This is a genomic window from Parabacteroides sp. Y3-G-102 (assembly GCF_023656845.1).
GTDB classification, from domain to species: Bacteria; Bacteroidota; Bacteroidia; order Bacteroidales; family Tannerellaceae; genus Parabacteroides; species Parabacteroides distasonis.
Genome location: NZ_JAMOKU010000001.1, coordinates 139,745 through 159,106 on the forward strand (window position 1 = coordinate 139,745; position 19,362 = coordinate 159,106).

General features: G+C 44.6%; 6 protein-coding genes. 5 read left to right on the forward strand and 1 reads right to left on the reverse strand.

The window, feature by feature from the left end:
- Positions 1–90: 90 nt before the first annotated feature.
- On the reverse strand, positions 91–5,064 hold the full coding sequence (locus tag NBH16_RS00720; RefSeq protein WP_250787944.1) for a DEAD/DEAH box helicase: 4,974 nt from the start codon (positions 5,062–5,064) through the stop codon (positions 91–93).
- A gap of 471 nt (positions 5,065–5,535) precedes the next feature.
- Here NBH16_RS00720 and NBH16_RS00725 point away from each other — a divergent pair, with 471 nt between their 5' ends.
- From NBH16_RS00725 to NBH16_RS00745, 5 genes are all read left to right on the forward strand, one after another.
- Positions 5,536–7,245, forward strand: a complete 1,710-nt coding sequence (locus NBH16_RS00725; protein ID WP_250787945.1) for a helix-turn-helix domain-containing protein — start codon at positions 5,536–5,538, stop codon at positions 7,243–7,245.
- A gap of 119 nt (positions 7,246–7,364) precedes the next feature.
- Positions 7,365–10,268, forward strand: coding sequence for an autotransporter outer membrane beta-barrel domain-containing protein (locus NBH16_RS00730; protein ID WP_250787947.1), 2,904 nt, complete (start codon positions 7,365–7,367; stop codon positions 10,266–10,268).
- A gap of 14 nt (positions 10,269–10,282) precedes the next feature.
- Positions 10,283–13,288: a M26 family metallopeptidase gene (locus tag NBH16_RS00735; protein ID WP_250787949.1), complete on the forward strand. Its 3,006-nt coding sequence runs from the start codon at positions 10,283–10,285 to the stop codon at positions 13,286–13,288.
- Between the two features lie 142 nt (positions 13,289–13,430).
- Positions 13,431–16,271 carry a peptidase M26 gene (locus tag NBH16_RS00740; protein WP_250787951.1) on the forward strand — a complete coding sequence of 947 codons (2,841 nt, stop codon included), beginning with the start codon at positions 13,431–13,433 and terminating at the stop codon, positions 16,269–16,271.
- Positions 16,272–16,311: 40 nt separating this feature from the next.
- A complete protein-coding gene (locus NBH16_RS00745) occupies positions 16,312–19,290 on the forward strand; it encodes a M26 family metallopeptidase (protein ID WP_034530494.1) in 2,979 nt (992 codons plus the stop codon).
- Positions 19,291–19,362: the final 72 nt, after the last annotated feature.

Consider the following 19,362-nt stretch of genomic DNA (forward strand, 5'->3'; position numbering starts at 1 on the left):
ATATGCATGCAAGCTTTATCCCTAGGTGTATCTCTAGATTATAAAATAATAAATATCAATTCCTCACAAGAAGCCCCTTTTACTATTTTCTTATTCCAACTTTAAATCCGGTAACTTTTTGACTATCTCCATGGTTTGTACGCTCACGTTGATTACGGAGAGTAGCAAGTCCAAGATATAACGGGGGTTATCATGCTCACGGCTCCAGTCATTCGGATCGTTCTTGATCAAGCTACTTGAATCGGTTTTCACTTGATAGCGCTCCATGATCCATTCGATAGCGGATTTACCGTTCAGGATGTATTCATACGCCTCATCGGGTATGTTCTCTATACGAATCGAGCTGTTGTAGATAATCGTATCCTTTTGCCCCTTTTTGGGGAATCGCATTTTCTCTACCTCATAGTATTTATAATCCACCTTGACCGCATATAGATCCGTAGTTCCGGCAATCATACGACCATCCGGGGCTTCCTCCTTTTGCCTGTCACCAATGACTGTCACGCCCTCATACGCAGGTATTTCCTCATAATTCAGATGCAGATTAGCCAGTTGCTTACCCGCATAGGAGAAATCGAGGAAAGCGTCTATATCTTCCACGATCGGGATACGTGGTAAGGATTTCTTCAGATCGGCCGCGAAGGCTTCCCGGTATTTCGGGGAATGAAGCAAGCCATACACATAGTAGAAGATGGTTTCTTTCGTGATCTTCCGGGCATTACCGAAACGGGTACGGACTTCTTTCAGTATCCAGTCGGTGATTCCGTCTCGACGGATGTAATCATCGCTTGATTCGGTATCGAATAAGGACAAGGTTTGCTGCTTGTTCTTGTTTTCTTCGTACCAGTAGAGAGGGAAGCATTGACTCTTTCCTATAAGTTCTAAATCTGGAAGCATATCTGTTATGATACAGCTAAAGTCTTTTGTTACGCCGACACCGCTAACGCAAATCACTAAATTCTTATATTTAGATGTTGGGAAAAGTTTAGGCAATTGATAAACACGCTCGTTCCAAAAACGAGAATAGCACCCATATTGCTTGAAATATGGTCTATATAAACAATTGCTATTTTCTCCTATTTTATCCAATGGAATAATTTCATTCTTTTTTGCAGCATTCAATACATTTGTAGTCCAACTAATCCTCGTAGAATCGTAAATTACATCTTGTATTTTTCCTAAAGCTAACAACTCACGTTGTTTATTATAAAAAGCCGTTGCTTGTTCCATATTGAAGTTCAAGCTGTCAAGAGATGAATTATAGCACCAACTATCTCTTTGAGTTTTTAAGCCACAAGAATAATATGGAACAAACACCGTCTGCTTATTCTTCTTATCTTCCTTATCACCCAAAAGTATCAATGAATCAAATATACCTCCTCGTTGGTTAATCCAATCCCCTTTCTCATTCGGAGCAACAATCTCCCATTGTAATTTACTAGAATCAACGGAACCAAACTCACTTATCTTTTTAAGCTTCTGCTCACGAGATAAATAATCACCAATATCATGATACAGAATCGTCGCTTTTCCTTTCTTTTCCGGGTTCTTTATTAAAAAGGTAATTGATATAGGCGTACGAGAACCTGAACCAAATATTTTACCGCCTTCTTTACGAGATAACTCACCACTCGTACGTTGGTTTCCCCTTAAATTAAACACATATACACTCGAATATTCATCCTCAAGACATTTCCTAAATCCTTCTTGAGCATTTCCATCAATCCAAGCCCCATTACTAATGAAAGCTACCACACCCCCATCCTTGCAATCCGCAATACGATCACTCGCCCAACGAAACGCCTTAATATAACTATCATAAAGAGAGTTCTTATTAGTCGCTTGAGCGGCTTTGGCATACGTCTCGGCAATCCGTTTATCCAAATGAGCATAACTCAAATTCTGCGCATTATCATTCGCCGATTTCTGTCCGACCGAGTACGGAGGATTACCCATTATAACCCGTACCGGAGCTTTCTTTTGCTTATCCACATTCGCCGCATTCTCGGGAAACCAAGTCTGATCCAAAACATTCTCCTCGTTCTCGGTTGTCTGGAAAGTGTCCGTTAAGCAAATGCCCTCGAACGGCAAATAAGTATCTCGCTTTACGAGACTATGAAAGACGCTCTCGATATTGACATCAGCGATATAATAAGCGAGCAAGACCAACTCATTGCAATGAATCTCATTCTTATATTTACGTTCCAGATCTTCCGGACGGATCAAACCGCTTTGTAACAAACGGGTAATGAAAGTACCCGTCCCCGTGAAAGGATCTAAGATATGTACATTCTCATCCGAAAGGCTGCAATCAAATTCCTTGCGCAAGATATCGTCAACGGAATGGATAATAAAATCCACGCATTCCACCGGTGTATAAACGATACCCAGCTTATCCACGGTCTTCGGGAAAGCACCCTTGAAGAACTTCTCATACAGATTTTTGATAAGCATCTGCTTTCCTTCCAGATTGTCAATATCGCCCACGTTCATGCGCACGTTCTCATAGAACTTATTCAATACCTCCGTATCCTTTTCCATGGCCTCGCTCTCCAGTAGCTCCAACATACGTTGCATACTACGGCTGACCGCATTATTCTTGACAAACTGATAGTCCTTAAACAAGGCATCGAATACCGGACGTGTAATCATATGCTGCGCCAGCATCTCCACCGCTTGTCCCTCGTCAATGGAAGGGTTCAAGTTCTTTTGCAAGCCATTCAAGAATTCAACGAAAGCCTCTTTGTGCAATCCCTCTTTCACGACACGGGCGATGCGCTCTATAAATTTCTGGGCGATCAAACCGATCTCCCTCGCCCAGTTCTCCCAATACAGGCGATCTCCGACCTTCTCGACCATCTTCGCGTAGATCCCATCTTGCAAAGAACCGAAACGAAGTTCCAACTGGCGAGCGATTTCCTCATTACTTAGCTCGGTCGCCCCCGTCTGTTGATCCTGCGGATCGGGCATCCAATCCTTCCCGTGCATCCGGCCCGAGCCTTGCGGTATCCCGGCGACAACCACCTTGGGAGGCTTCACCTTATTCAAATGTATCTTATTGACCGTAGCGTTAAACTCATCGTCGTGGGCACGCAAGGCATTCAAGATTTTCCAGACCACGGAAAAACGCTCGTTATCCTCCATCGCCTTCTCCGGCTCCACATCCGCCGGAACGACTACCGGGACAATGATATAACCATATTTCTTCTCATCCGTAGCCCCCTTGTGGAACGTACGCATCACACGCCCCACGCTCTGCACGACATCCACCTCGCTATTACGGGCGGCTACAAAAAGAACAGCGTCCAAAGCCGGCACATCCACCCCTTCGGACAAGCAACGCACGTTCGATAGAATACGGCACTCGTTCGGATTGCCGGTCTCCTCCTTCAGCCAAGCGATCTTCTCCTCCCGTGTAGCGGCATTCATCGCCCCGTCGATATGTTGAACCTCGATATCCACGACCTCTTCCCGTGCTTCCTCCGACAAGGATTCCTTATATTTTCTCACCATCGTAGGCATCACGGCGGCAAACCCCTTGGAAGAGATACCACTCCCCCGCTCACTCGGATTAATGGTCGAGCAAAACGCCACGGCCCGCCGCATTAATACCGGGTCCGCCTCCTTCGTACCCCCCTTATCTCCTTTTATGCGTTTGGACAAGCCATTGATGCAACCAATCAGCTTACTGGCGTCGTCCATCTTTATTTCCTTTTGTTGTTTATCCTTGACATCCTCTAGGATAGAATCCGGGATATCATCCTCGCTAATCGTCAGCACCAATACCTTATAGTCCGTCAGCAGTCCCTCACGCACGGCACGTCCGAATCCGATCCGGAAAAACTCCTCGCCATAATAGTCCGGGTTATTCATGCTCCACAACACTAAATCCTTGTCTTTAGCCGTCGCCTTGACATTGTCATTATAATAACGTGGAGTAGCCGTCATGTAAAGACGCTTTTTCCCCCGGATCAAGTCATTGTTATGTATTTTAGTAAAATGACTCTCATCACGACCTTTTTGCTTAAAACCGGTTGTCCGATGCGCCTCGTCGCAAACGATATAATCGAATATGCCATAAGACGGATCAGCCTCCAATAGCGCTCGCTGCGCCTCGGCCAAGACATCTATACTTTGATAGGTGGAGAATACGACAACTAGTCCGTCCGTATCCTTATAGCCTAATAATTGCCGTTTTATAGAGTTGATATTTGTTGTGGCGGGCAATGGGTTATCGATGATACTCGTCTCGTCATTATCGAAATCGTTCCTTTTGGAAGCCTTGGAATCCGAGCAAATACAAACAGCCTTCATCCTGTACTTCGTATCTGTCATCCAAGCATTCAGCGATTGTCCTAAAAGAGCGATACTGGGGACCATGAATAAAATCAATCCCTTGCCCCCGGTCTCTTGCTCTATGATCTCCAAGGAGGTGTACGTTTTTCCCGTTCCACAAGCCATGATTAGTTTTCCCCGGTCATGTACCCTGAAATATTCATGAGCCGCTTTCATCGCTTCCAACTGATGCTTGCGAGGCTGTTTACCTTCCCGTAAAGCCGCATTTCCCGTATCCCCTTTCAAGAGTTTATCCCAATCAACCGGAGAAGCCTCCAACTCATGCATATTGATACGAGTCACCGAAATGTCTTGACCTTTCAACGTCTCTTCCGCATTCGCTCCCCAGCGCAAGGTGGTAGAAACCCAGATCAGGTTACTGAAATACGTGGTCTTCAAGGTTAAATCATCTATAAACGCACGATGAGCGGTGGATATAAAGGTGTCTACGACCGCCTTGCTTATGACGGCCTTCTCGTCATAGCATTTACACTGGATGGCCCAATAATCACCCAAATCAGTTTTCGCCACCAAGTCTATACCTAGATCTTTCCCTCCGAAATCCTTTTTCCCCGGAAATTCCTCCCAAAGCCAAACCTCCTGTAGTTTATCCGCATAGCGGGGGTCCGTTTGGAACCATTTCTTTATCAGTTTCTCAAACTTCGCTCCTTTTTCTCTTTCGGTAAAAGATTCGGTACGGAATCTTTGAAGTACTTCTTTAAATGTCATTGTCTCGATCATCCGTTGTTTAGTCCTCAAAAGTACATAAAACTCCACTTATTTCAATAAATTGGACAGATTTTCATTGGAGACATAGTCAACCTTCAACAAGAAGAGGGTGTGTCACCATGAAGTGAACACGAGAAAACAGGTAGCTTATTGTATATTTTACTTGGCTGTTTTTTTACCCGGTCGTGTCTTTCCAAAAACACGTACGTAATTTTCAAGAAACACGTACATGTTTTTTCGAAAACATGTACGTGTTTTACTCAAATCTCTATCATAATTTATATCCATCTAATTATAAGCAAGTTACAAATTGTTTCAAACAAATGCTTTATTGTATTTTTTTAATCCGTTTACTCTGTAGGCTACTTCGATGGCACAATAGAGTAAACTATTCATCAATTTGCACCTAATTATCACAAAAGACTTCGTATATTTACATCTTCTATTAACGTTAGTTAATCACAAGATTCGATGCGAAAAAGCCCTCTTGCACTCCTATTATCGCTTATCTGCTTGATCTCGTCTCATAACGAGATACAAGGTCAAGGATATCCCCCCACAGATTCCTTACGGCAATTGGCTGCCACCTGTGAGGGTAAGGATAAGCATGATCTACTGATGCGTATAGCCATGTCCACCAACGATATCGCCGACTGGGACGCTACGCTCAACGACGCTATCGACCAGTGCGATACTCCGGCTATCTGTCAATCAAGATTGAATCGTATACAATGCCTCTTTAATTTCTACTCCGTGGATTCGGCTATCATCGAGGCGCAGGAAAGCCTTCCTTTTATATTGGATGCCAAGCAATACAGTTTCTACTTCTCCACCTATAATACTTATATATCCGGATTGTTCAAGCAAAGACGGTTCGACGAGGCCCGTGAGGAAGCCACAGCCATGTTCGAGACGGCGCAACAGGTTAAACAACCGGTAGGCATGACGATGGCCTTGCAGGTACAAGGCAGCATGTATTATAAACTCGGCTTGTACGACCAAGCCCTCACCTCGCTGGAAAAAGGGATCGCTATATGCCCCACTTACGAGAATGGCGAGAACCAAGTACTCTACATCTCGGCCGTTCTTTACGAATGGCTCTTCATGACCGCCCTGAAGGTAAACGACACGGAACGCATATCCCGTTACGCCAACAGCTATGCCGCCCTCGTCAACTGGAGGGACGAGCATGGGAAAGTGGATCCTACCGGACATTATCCTGTCACCTCCCGCTCTCTCCAAGCCTTCTCTTTCCTAAAGAAAGGGCAAATAAAAGAGGCGAGACGATTGTTGGATGAGGCAGTCCGGTTTATTCATCCCCAAATCCCGGCCAACGCCTATGAGCATTTTTACGAAGCTCGCCGAGAATTACGGGAAATGACAGGAGATTACCAAGGGGCTATCAAGGATATGGATATCCTGTTAGCTGCTCATGAGGGCGACCTATCTTTCTATATGGACGATTTGTTGAAGAAAGCGGAACTTCTGGCTCATTCCGGAGATCCCCGGTCCTGTATATCTCTCTATCATACGTATATACAGGCGAAAGACTCGGTAAACCGGTTGGATATCGCCTCTCGGATGGATCAACTACGGACTATTTACGAGGTAGACCGGCTCAACCAAGAGAGGCAATACGCAAGGAACTGGATGCTCGCCGCCTTTACCGGTTGCTTGCTCCTTGTCCTTTTGCTAGCGGGATATATTATCTATTCCCAACGCCTAAAAGCGAAGAACCAAGTACTCTACAGACGCATACAGGAACAGATCCGGCAGGAGAATAAGGCGGTGGAAACCATTAAGCAAATACCCGAGAACGATCTTTCCCGGGAATTACGTTTATTCATAAACTTGAACGAGTTATTGGAAAAAGAAAAGCTATACACCGATCCCACCTTGAACCGGGATGATCTGGCACAACGTTTGGGGACCAACCGTACCTACTTGATGGAAGCCGTACGTACTTACGGCGGGAATATGACCGTCCGCGAATATATTTATGATTTTCGCCTAAAGCATGCCGCCGAACTGCTCTCCTCTCCCTCCGCCCTCTCGATCGATCAAATCTGCTATGACTCCGGGTTCGCTTCCCGCTCGGTATTTTACCGCCTTTTCCGACAGAGCTATGGCCTGTCTCCTAACGAATATCGAAAACTTGCGGAGAAAGAAAAAGAAAATTAAAATACTATATTTCAAAAACTTGCGCCACACGGACAAATGTTTTGCGCCACACGGACAGCTTTTAGGATTACTATTCGCATATTGAAACGATATCTGTTAATCCTAAAAACAAGCTATATATGAAGACAAATTATTTTTTTCTCCTTTTCTTTCTTTTGATTCTGATGGGATGTTCGGATGACAAAAACATTCCGGATATCCCGGCCTCCACAGAGGACACCTATGAAGGAGTACACGATCTGATCAGTTTCACGAAAGAAACCGAAGATTTCACGTATGGAGACCTGACTTTCCACATCAAGACTCCCGACGGGAACATTATCCAACGGAAAGCCAAGCACCGGCGATTATCCGGGACTTCCCTATTCACTATGGAAAAAGGGCTGAAGGAGGGTAAATACCAGCTACTATATATGGAATATACCATCCAATCGGATTGCCCGGACATTGACGGGCGGAATGGGGAGTTCGGCATGGGGTGCTACATTACCGTCAGTGAGAATGGGATCTCCACCGAAACCAACCGTGACGAGCGAATCGGCCTGTATGGGAACGGTACGCCGGAAGATCCGTACCGGATAACCTCTGCCGATGATTTGGCGAAGATACAAGAAGCGATCCTCAACTTCCACAACAATGGTAACCTTGTTAATTCCTACACCTGCTTCGAACAACAAAATGACATTAGCATGGCCAACTATAATGACCAATGCGGCTGGGAGGGCAACTGGTACCAGATCGGATTATCAGCCAGTTATCCTTTCACGGGCTATTATGACGGCAACGGCTATACGATCCGGGATTTGAAAATGTTAGATAAAAACGCCGTGGGCGCTAGTTTGTTCGGCTTCGTAAATCAAGCCATCATCTCGAATCTCACCATCGAGAAAGCCACCATAACCGGCTATGGAGCGCTATCGGCTATCGTAGGAGCCGTTACCACCAAGGGGGGAAGCATCAATAAGACATTTATAAAAGGGTGCGTAGTAAAAAAATCCACCATCGAAAGCCGTAGCGATGGCGTAGTCACGGACGGCATGGCCATAGGCGGGATCGCCGGCATGGTAGACCCGAACGTAAATCTCTGGATAGATTCCTGCTCGGTAGAGGATTGCACTATAAACGGGGCGATTGCCGTAGGAGGAATCCTTGGCGGAGGAACAGTGTACTCAATGACACAAATCACGAACTCCCACAACCGGAATACCAAGGTAACCGCATCTTACAATTGTGCCGGAGGAATCGTTGGGTACGCCGATACGCTCTATGTATATTCATGTAGCAATAATGGCACTATCAAAGGTGCCGCATCCACAACCGCTCCTCCCGGAAACCTTCCTGCCAATTCTATATATAATGTAGGAACGGGCGGGATCGCCGGAGGAAGCGGATTGAGCACCATCATTTCCAGCCGAAACAGCGGGACGGTGCAAGGAAGCAGGGGCGTAGGGGGAATTATCGGAAGCACACTGGTAACTACCCAGCCGAAAACTTATTATAATAACACGTTTATCGGTTTTTGCTCGAACTCGGGGAATATAAACGGCGACAGTTATATAGGAGGATTATGCGGTGAGGCGCAACTTGGCGCTTATAAATCGTATAATGAGGGTATGATCGAGGCTAATTCATCCTTCGCTGGTGGAATTTTAGGATTCGCTCCCTTGGCCTCCATCACCAATACGGCGAATTTCAATAAAGTAATCGCCTCCTCTTATAGCGGAGGAATAGCCGGTTCCATCCTTGCCGGCTCGTTGGGTATTAACACGAATCTAGGGGAAGTAGCCTCCTACCATGAATATGCCGGTGGTATGATAGGAAGGGCAGGGAATACGCTTACCATGAACTATTGTTCCAATTTCGCGCCGATATCAGGCTCCTCATACCTCGGTGGTATGATCGGCGAGGTAGGCGACGCAAAGAAATGGACGATCATGGATGGCGTATCCTTGGGGTTTGCCACATTCGAGCTGGCGTCTACTCTTGTCGGATTTGTCCCTTTCGCTAAAATCGTGGGAGAAAGCGGAGAAATCCTTGTTAACTGCGCCCTTACAGTACTTAGCCTCGTCTTAAATGATATCGATATTTTATCAGAAGGTTTTAGCGTATTCGGGCTTATTTCACACGGTCATCCGGAGATTATAGAAACAGAGAGGCTGAAAGGTGTCATTACCCATGATATCGCCATGTTGGAATCAGACATGGACACGAAACTGGCCAATAAAATAGATAACCTATCGTTCGCAAGCATCAAACTGAGGAGCAAAGATATGACAAATAGGTTCATGTCTAATCGAAAGGCATTAACAGAATGGTTTGAAAGTGGGGCAAACCACCAGATTTATAGTGACGCGATGAATTATAAGAGAGGGTTGCTCTCCAAACAGATCCTTAAAAGCAAAAAAAACGAAGAAGTTCTACATACGGTTGTCAGTGGTGTTTGTTGCGCGGTCAATTCAGCCTTGCTTTTTGTTACAGTTATCACTTTCCCCGAAGGTGTTCCCGCTGTAGCCTTGATGGGAGGTGCGCTAGCGTTAGTCAGTTTCGGCAATTCGGTTTCGGCCACTCTTGATGATTTCGTGGAAAACTCCGTCGTTATCACACAATGCTTGAACGCCGGAGAGATTGGCCAATATAGCAGCGGAGGCTTGGTAGGCCAACTTCAGCAAAGCTGCCTTATCTCCGATTGTATAAATATGGGACGCTCAAATAAAAGAGCCAATGCCCTAATTGGAGTTGTCAATCCAAACGTAAGGGTAGGCAGGAACTTGAATGTCGGGGAGAATTGGTATCTTTTCGCACCTCCCGCATCCGTTTCTTATTTTGGGAATTACTGCATGCTGGGCACTGTAGAGCAACCGAATCCTGTGATTATGAACATATTCAGCTTACAAGACTTAAAGTCGGAAAAGACCTTTACTGGATGGGACTTTGATGTAAAATGGGAAATACCATCCAACGAAACAGGCAGCTTTCCGATCCCTAAGAAATCCGAGATGCAATTTGATAAACCTAATTTATAAATAAACGAACAAACATGAAAACATACACTAAAACAATATGGAATATATGCGCATGCATGCTTATCATCTTGCTCGGCGGATGCGCAGACGATGACATCATACGAAACGACTGCGGATCGACCTTGCAAGAGACAGAATCTCATCTAATAAGCACGTTCTCCTTGCCGGAAGGCAAAACTCCCATACAAGATACGAGAGAACAGATCTTTTTCCAGTTGAGATCGCTGAGCGATAACTCCATACAGCTCATGGAAGGTAAGATCCGGAAAAACGCGGGGATTCTTTCCTGTGAAATGTTTATCCCCAATAATCTGGTATTAGAAGATGGAGACTATATACTTTGGTTAAAATTCGATGAAGAAGGCAGCGTCTATCCACTAAGCTATCATCTGACATTCCGTGACAAGATGGTCAGTATGGTACGTGATACTAAATATATTTACGAGATGCTGAATGGCGAAGGTACGGAAGAAAATCCTTATCTGATTACTTCCACCAACGATTTCGCCTATCTCGTGTCTCAATTAGCCACGTACGACCGTAATTACGGATACGGGCAATTCTTCAAGCAAATAGCCGACATCAAAGCTCCTATCCCCAATTGCCTGTATCAAGGCAACGCTTATAAAAGCGCCCCGTTCGCGGGAAACTACGACGGCGATTCCCATAAGATACTAAACCTAACCTATCTCGGGACGAACGGCGGAGAGCAAAGCGACGCAATCGGGCTTTTCTCCATTTTACACGACGGGGCAGTGATCCGGAATCTTGATATAGAAGGAGCGGATATAGAGTATCCGGGGAATTGTTGCGGATTGCTTGCGGGAGTAGCTAACGGAAATATACGAATCGAGAATATAACCTTAAACGGGAATATCAAGTCCACGAAGGATAAGGTTGGCGGTTTAATAGGCTATATCGAGGGCAACGCCCAGTCGTTGGCGCAAATCAGTATCCGGAATGTGCGATTAGGCGTCTCATTCTCGGAATCCGGCAGCTCTTATATCGGAGCGTTGATCGGCTGGGCCGAGAACGCTTCCATTCAAGTGGAGGATATCAGTAGCGACGGGATTTTCAAAAACTTGAGAGGGAATAATCATGTGGCCGGTCTGATCGGGAAATTATATGGTCAAATCGATGCCAGAAAAATTAAGCTGCAACATACCACCTTAAACGATTTCCCGATATCCGGTAACCAGAACGTAGGCGGATTGATCGGTGAGGCATTCTTACAGGCGGCATCCAGTTTCAAAGACATAACCATCGACATGCCGATCAAAGGTAGCTCCTATGTCGGCGGGTTAATCGGTCAGATCCGGTCGGAAGCCCCTACCAGTATCCTCATCACCATCGAGAACTTCCAGTTGTCCAATCCGGCAAATCGGTCTCAAATCCAAGGGGGAAGTTATGTGGGTGGAATGATCGGATATTCCCACAAAACACACGCAAACGCATTTACGATAGAACTTAAAGGGGAATCCTTGTTTCATGCCTCGATAACCGGGCAGTCTGTTATAGGAGGTATTTTCGGTTCTTTAGATGATACCCAAATACAATTTACCCCGGCCTCACAATTGTATATGGATAATGAATCCCTTGAAGCTTCTTCAGGGATTTGTGGCACTTTAGCCGGAGCCTTATCTTACCAAGAACCGGGGAAAGAAATTCTTTTGAATCCGGAAATATTGGTGATTAATCCCAACATCAAAATAAAAGGAGGAAATAACGTAGGAGGAATCATCGGAACGTTATATAATGGGACGTTGACAGGAACCTATACCCCCGAATTCAGTGCCACGAACGTAATCGTGAGCAAGATTCCACGACCTATTTTCCCGGGTAACATAAATTCGGAAAAACCCTATCGCGAAAATGCTACTTCAGTTGGAGGAATTGTCGGATATGCCGATAAATCTACCCTCAGAAGACTCTTCACGCAACCTTCCATTTACGGCAGAAGTACAGTCGGAGGAATCATCGGATATGCGAGCGATACTCAAGTATCAGATTGCGGCGTGAAAACAGAAACATTTAATAATGGGAATAATAGCGCCATTATGGTAGGAGGAATTATCGGACAAGCATCGTGCTCATCCCACTGTGAGTTTTCCAATCTAGTAAATTACAGTAATATCTCCTCAGGATCCAATTATATCGGAGGCATTTTCGGGAGTATGGTAGCGGGAACTAGCGTAAAGATCAATAAAGTCGTGAATTTAGGTAAGATATCAGCCACAAATAACGTAGGCGGTATCATAGGGAAAACTTCAGGAAAAGACATAGAGGTTTATGACGCAGCTAATTTCGGCGTAATCCAAGGTATCGCAGGAGATAAAGAATGCGGAGTGGGCGGTATAGCCGGTGCCGCCGAGGATGCCATTACAATTTATAAATCCGTTAACCACGGAAATATCACCATAAACAGGAATGCCAAGTATTATGGAGCAGGAGGTATCTTGGGGTATGTGAAGCAAGGGGGAGCACATGTCCGTTACTGCTGTAACCGGGCAAATATAGACTATCCGAAAGATAAAGAAGACAGCCATGGCATTGGAGGTATCGTGGGTAGCATAGAAAAGGCTAACGATAACGACGACAGTTACGTACTGGATTGCTACAATATGGGAGAAATCAACGGACAGCAAAAAGCGACCAGCACGCTTGGTACCGACTACCGGGGAGGGATCGTAGGAAACCTCGGAAGCCACGGGAGATGTTACCGGGCCGTGAACGGGGGTTATGTCCGCTTTGGAAACGCAGGTGTCGGATACGGCAACAAGAAGAACCTGACACATATCTATATCTCGCCCGGTACAGGCAAAGACTTTGGGGCAACGTCTATCCCTCTACCAATCAGAGAAGATAAAAATATTTACCAAGGATTCGACTTCACGGGAGATCATGATCCAAACCGGCAACCGGTCTGGGTTCTGGGTGGCACATATAGCTCGGAGAATAAAATGCTACCCTACTTGCATTCAGGAAAATGTTATTTCCAGTTCGCAAAATATGCCCCATAGAGGATTGACAAACTATACAAGGTAGCAAGCATTCCCATAGCTATAACGTAAAGCTGGAAGATTGGGAAATTTCAAGGTCTCTCTGAGAAGTACCGAGAAAATATTATGGATGGCATGATAATTCTAGAAACAAATTTATATTATGAAGACAAATTATTTTTTCCTATACTTTTTCTTTATCATCCTTGCCGGATGTTCGGATGATAAAATAACACCGGAATTACCCCCAAATACAAACGATACGTATGAAGGGGTTCATGATCAAATCAAGTTTTCAAATGAAACCGAGGACTTCACGTATGGAGAACTAGCTTTCTATATCAAGGTACCAGACGGAAGTATTATCGAACGAAAGGCTAAGCACCAACGGATTTCTGGAATATCCCATTTCATCATGGAAAAGGGACTGAAAGAGGGTAAATACCAATTACTCTATATGGAATATACCGTGAAATCGGATTGTCCGGAAATCGACGGACTGAAACGCCAATTCGGATTATGTTGCCAGATAAACATAACCCCGGATGGTATCCGGATAGAAAGCACCTATAACTCCAATATGAAACTTTACGGAGCCGGTACCCCCGATGATCCTTATCTGATCGGATCAAATGATGACTTGAATAAGATCAGAACCGGAATATCCAACCGATATGTGTCCTCTTCCACTTGTTATTCCCAACAAAACAATATTGACATGACCGGCTATAACGACAAATGCGGCTGGGAGGGAAATTGGTACCAGATCGGGCAATCCGCGACTTATCCATTTACCGGATATTATTACGGGAACGGATACTCGATAAAGAACATGACCCTCAAAGATCCAAACAAGATTGCCGCCAGCTTGTTCGGATACGTAAACAAGGCTGTCATCATGGACCTGACAATCCAAAACGCAGACATCACCGGCTATTGTGCCGTATCCGCCATAGCTGGAGCGATCGTCACATCGGGAAGCGGACAAGATCCAACCTTTATCAAGGGATGCACGGTAAAATCATCGACCATCCAAAGTCAAGGGGACGGTATGGGAATCGGTGGAATTGTAGGTTCCGTAGATCCAAACACTAAATTATGGATCGATTCATGCAAAGTAGACGATAATACCGTACAAGGAGCTATAGCCGTAGGCGGTATTCTTGGCGGGGCCAACGTACTTTCGACAACACAAATCACCAACTCCAGTAACGAAAAAGGCAAGGTAGAGGCATATTACATGAACGCAGGAGGAATTGTCGGCTACGCTGATTCCTTATACGTCTATCTCTGCACGAACAAATCGCAGGTAAAAGGCGGCACACACTCACACAAACCTGATCGATTATCTGGTTTCATGGGTACCGGAGGTATCGTCGGCGGAAGCGGAATCAGCTCAATCATAACCTGCCGGAACGAGGGGAGCGTAAATGGCCAGAGAGGTGTTGGAGGGATCATAGGAAGTACTTTAGTCATTCTTAATCCGGCAACATATAATAATACATTTATAGGATATTGCTCTAATAAGGGCAGAGTCAACGGAAAAGAGAATGTAGGCGGACTATGCGGTGAAGCACAATTAGGAACTTACAAATCTTACAATGAAGGAAAGGTAACAGCAGATGGCTACTATGCCGGTGGCATAATCGGGGCTACCCCATTATCCAGTATCACCAACACGATCAATTTCGGAACTGTATCTGCCTCACGGTTCAGTGGCGGCATGAGCGGACAAATACAAAGCGGATCATTGGCGTTAAATGTGAATATGGGCAAGATCTCGGGGAGTACATATATCGGAGGGATGGCCGGTATCGCAGGAGGTTGCCTATCCATGAACTATTGCGCTAACTTAGCAGATGTAGAAGGAAATGGGTATATCGCCGGATTAATCGGAGAAGTCGGCGATTCAAGGGAATGGACAGAGGCCGAGAAACGCTCCGCCATATTCGCCACTATCGAGCTTGGCCTTTCGGTTTTTAATACCGTTGTCGGTATCGCTGATGCGGGAACGACAATCCTTAACAATCTAATCACGTCATACGACGCAGTAATGGAAAGTATCAGTGCCTATTCATTGGGAAAAGAAATGGCCGACCTTTTCCGTCCAATGCAACGAAAGGACTACACAACTTCGCTTAGTGGATTAGTCACCAAGGGGATGGAAAAACTGGAAACAGATATGGATAATATACTGCGAAATAAATTATCAGCTCTTCAGTTTAGCACACCCAATCTTCAATATGGGCGAATGATCGATCAATTCATGAACGAATACAGGAAAAAAGTGATTGCTTGGTATGAGACCGGCAAAAACCATGAGGATTTCCGTGACGCGATGAATTACAAAAGAAATCTTCGCTATAATCAAATACTGGATATCAAGAAAACAGAAAAGATCATCCATACCTTGGCAGACGGGGTATGTTTTATAGCCAGCACAGCCGCTTTTGTCGCCGGATTCGTTACCACAGGTGGTGTCAGCACGATAATCGCTGCGGCCGGTGTGGTCGTCAGTGTGGTCGGATACGCAAACTCCATAACAGCTATAGCGGACGATTTCCAAGAAAATGCTGTGGTAATCAGCCAATGTGTCAGCTTCGGAAACATTAGGGCGAAAACAGGCCCGTACGGCGATTACAACGGAGGACTCATCGGGCATCTTGATGAAGGTTGCCTGATATCGGATTGCCTAAACGGAAGCGATGGCAATAAAATAGGAGGAGCTACGGTAGGAAGTCCGGAAAAGCAAGCTGTCGTAAAAAAATGCCTGAATATCGGTAGCCAGTGGAAAAATTTCGCCTATACGGGTAATGCACTAAGCCGATTTGAAGATAACTATTGCCTAGAAAATACGATCGAAAATAGAAATATCCATGGCGCCACCGGCTTAACCCTGCCACAATTATCGACCACTTCCACATTCCAAAGCTGGGATTTCCAAAGACTTTGGAAGATTCCCTACACAGGACTGGGCTACTACCCCGGTTCCTTATCAATCTGAGATGCAATACAAAGAACCCCAATTATAAAAACAAGCAAATATGAAAACGATTAATAAGCCTATCTGGCACTTACTTCTATACCTGTTCATCTTATCGCTGGCCGGAAGTTGTTCTGATGACGATATGCGGAGAAACAGCATCGGTTCTTCCTTGAAAGAAAACGGCGACCATTCGGTCAGCTCCTTTACTTTGCCCCAAGAGAATAGTGAAATCATCAATAAGGACGGGATCATATACCTACAACTCACGTCATTGAGTGACAATAGCACTCTCGATTTCGAGGGAAACTTAAGATTCCTTTCGGGAAATCTCACTTGCGAAATCTATATCCCGAACAATCAAGAAATCGCCGACGGGGATTATATAATGTGGATACGGAGCGAAATGGAAGGAAATTTATACCCTCAAGGTTATCGCCTTACGTTCCAAGAGCAAATGGTAAGCGCTGTACTTGCCACTGTACATAAATATGACCAATTGCAAGGAAAAGGCACAGTAGATCATCCCTATTTGATCACGTCCACCGAGGACTTCGCATATATGGTACAGCAGCTCCTTATGTATGACAGTAGCCATGGTAAAAACCAATATTTTAAACAGGTAGCCGATATTTTAGCGCCTGTCACCGACTGTCTTTACCAAGGAAATGGTTATAAATGCGCCCCCTTTGCCGGCATATACGATGGAAACTCGAAACAAATACAGGGTATGGCGTTCACTGGAAGTTCCACGGAAGAATCAGTTGGCCTATTTTCCACGCTCCTTGACGGAGCCATCATCCGTAACCTTACCCTTATGGGTGCGAATATCCAAAGTCCAGGCTCCAAATGCGGTCTTCTTGCAGGAGTAGCACAAGGGGAGGTACGTATAGAGAACGTGGAGGTACGTGGTACGATTAATATGGGAAAAGATAAAATCGGAGGGCTGATTGGCTATGCGGAAAAAGCAGGCAACAAACAAGGCCACCTCACGATCAATGATACTAAATTCTATGTAACCTTCGTTGATAACGGATCTTATGTCGGAGGATTGGTTGGATGGGCCGAAAGCGTACAAATGGATATCAATAATATAACAACATCCTCTCCCTTCGGCATATTAACCGGAAAAGATAATACAGGAGGTTTAATCGGTAAATTGTATGGTACAATATCCGCCAATAACATTAAATTGACACACACCACCGATGATCCGAATATGAAAATCATCACAGGAAATAATCGTACCGGAGGATTGATAGGTGAATTCTATATGACCAATTCTTCCTCTTTAAATAATATCACGGTTAATCTGCCTATTGATGGACACGATGAAGTGGGAGGATTGATTGGGAAGTTGTATGTATCTTCAACGAGTTCTTTCACGCTAAGCATAGACACTTATAACAAATCTACGGGATCTCAAGGAGATCAACCTATTAAAGGAGAAAGTAAGATAGGAGGACTAATCGGTTTATCATCCGCAAAACAAGGTAATATCATTTTAAAATTAATCGGGGAATCCACAATCACATCCCCTATCACTTCTTCTGGCAAATATGCGGGGGGTGTTTTAGGCCAAGCGCAACAAACAAAGATAGAATTTAACAATTCCGCCAAAATAAATTTAAACATCGCAAACATAAAGGCCAATCAGTATGCGGGAGGTTTCGCCGGTTCATTGGAAAACGGTGGAACAATTAATGTAAATACACAAAAAGTACAATTAAGCCCTTTAATGTCTATTAGAGGAAACAGTGGATTAGGAGGTTTCTCCGGAATAATTGTATCAACGAATCTCAAAGGAGACTATAAGCCAAACTTCAGCGATACCGATGTGATAACCAATAAGGACAATACGCCATTCTTCGCAGGTAAAATCAATTCTGACGACAAGAGTTCTAGTGCCCAATACATAGGTGGTATAGCGGGAAGCGTAGATAATTCAAGTATAGAAGGCTTCTATGTCACTCCTTCTTTATGTGGCAATCGATACGTCGGTGGAATTGCCGGAAGCGTAAATAACACAACCGTCTACAACTGCGCAGCCAATTGTGGCGTATTTAACAACGGAAGTTATAGCGAAGCCTATTCGTTGGGTGGAATCATCGGATATTTATCCAACAACAAAGCGTGCAACTACGAGAATTTGGTGAATTATACATCCATTAATGATGTCGGAGATGGTATAGGAGGTATAATCGGACATGCAGACTGTTCCTCAAACATTACATTGAGAAAAGTCGTAAATCTCAAAAATTTAACCGCTAATTATAGAATAGGTGGTATTATTGGGTACATTTCGGGAACAAGCGTAGTTAAAATTTATCACTCTGCAAATTACGGAGATATCAGCGGTAAAAAAGGAAGATGGGATAAAAACGATGCCATAGGTGGTATCGTTGGCTACTCTTCGATGAATGTGCAGATCCATAACTCCGTAAATCACGGACATGTCACAGCAAGTAAAGACTATTGGGGCGCAGGTGGAATTTTAGGATACGCAAACTGTAGTATTCCATGGGTTAATTGTTGTTGTAACTGGGGAAATATAGATCTCTCCAGAGACTCTGAAAAAGAAAATGGCGGTATAGGTGGTCTTATCGGTAGCATCGAACATACGAAAGCAGGCAATTGGAACATAACAGATTGTTATAACCAAGGAACTGTCACAGGGCAAAAGCACTCAACATCCTGGGGAAGGAGAGATTACAGAGGAGGTATTGTCGGAAATATGGGAAAAGACGCAAATTGCCACTTCGTCATAAACGCCGCAAAAGTGGACTATGGGAATGCCCTTGCCGGGTATCTTACCGATAAAAACATGAAGTCGAGCTATTTAGTAAAGGATACGGGAAAAGATTTCGCAGCAACCGCAACCCTGCCAGATAGCCGTAAAGGAGACGAAAGCGAAAAGACTTTATATTCCGGATTCGATTTCCAAGGAACTTGGCAGATAGGAGGAACACACAACCAAATATGCGCACAACTCCCTTATTTGCAATCTTGTTATTTCCAATTCGCAAAATACAACCCATAAGATACGCCCCTTTTAACATCATCTATATATATCCAAATCGGGTGCAAACTATTCATCGGTTTGCGCCCGATT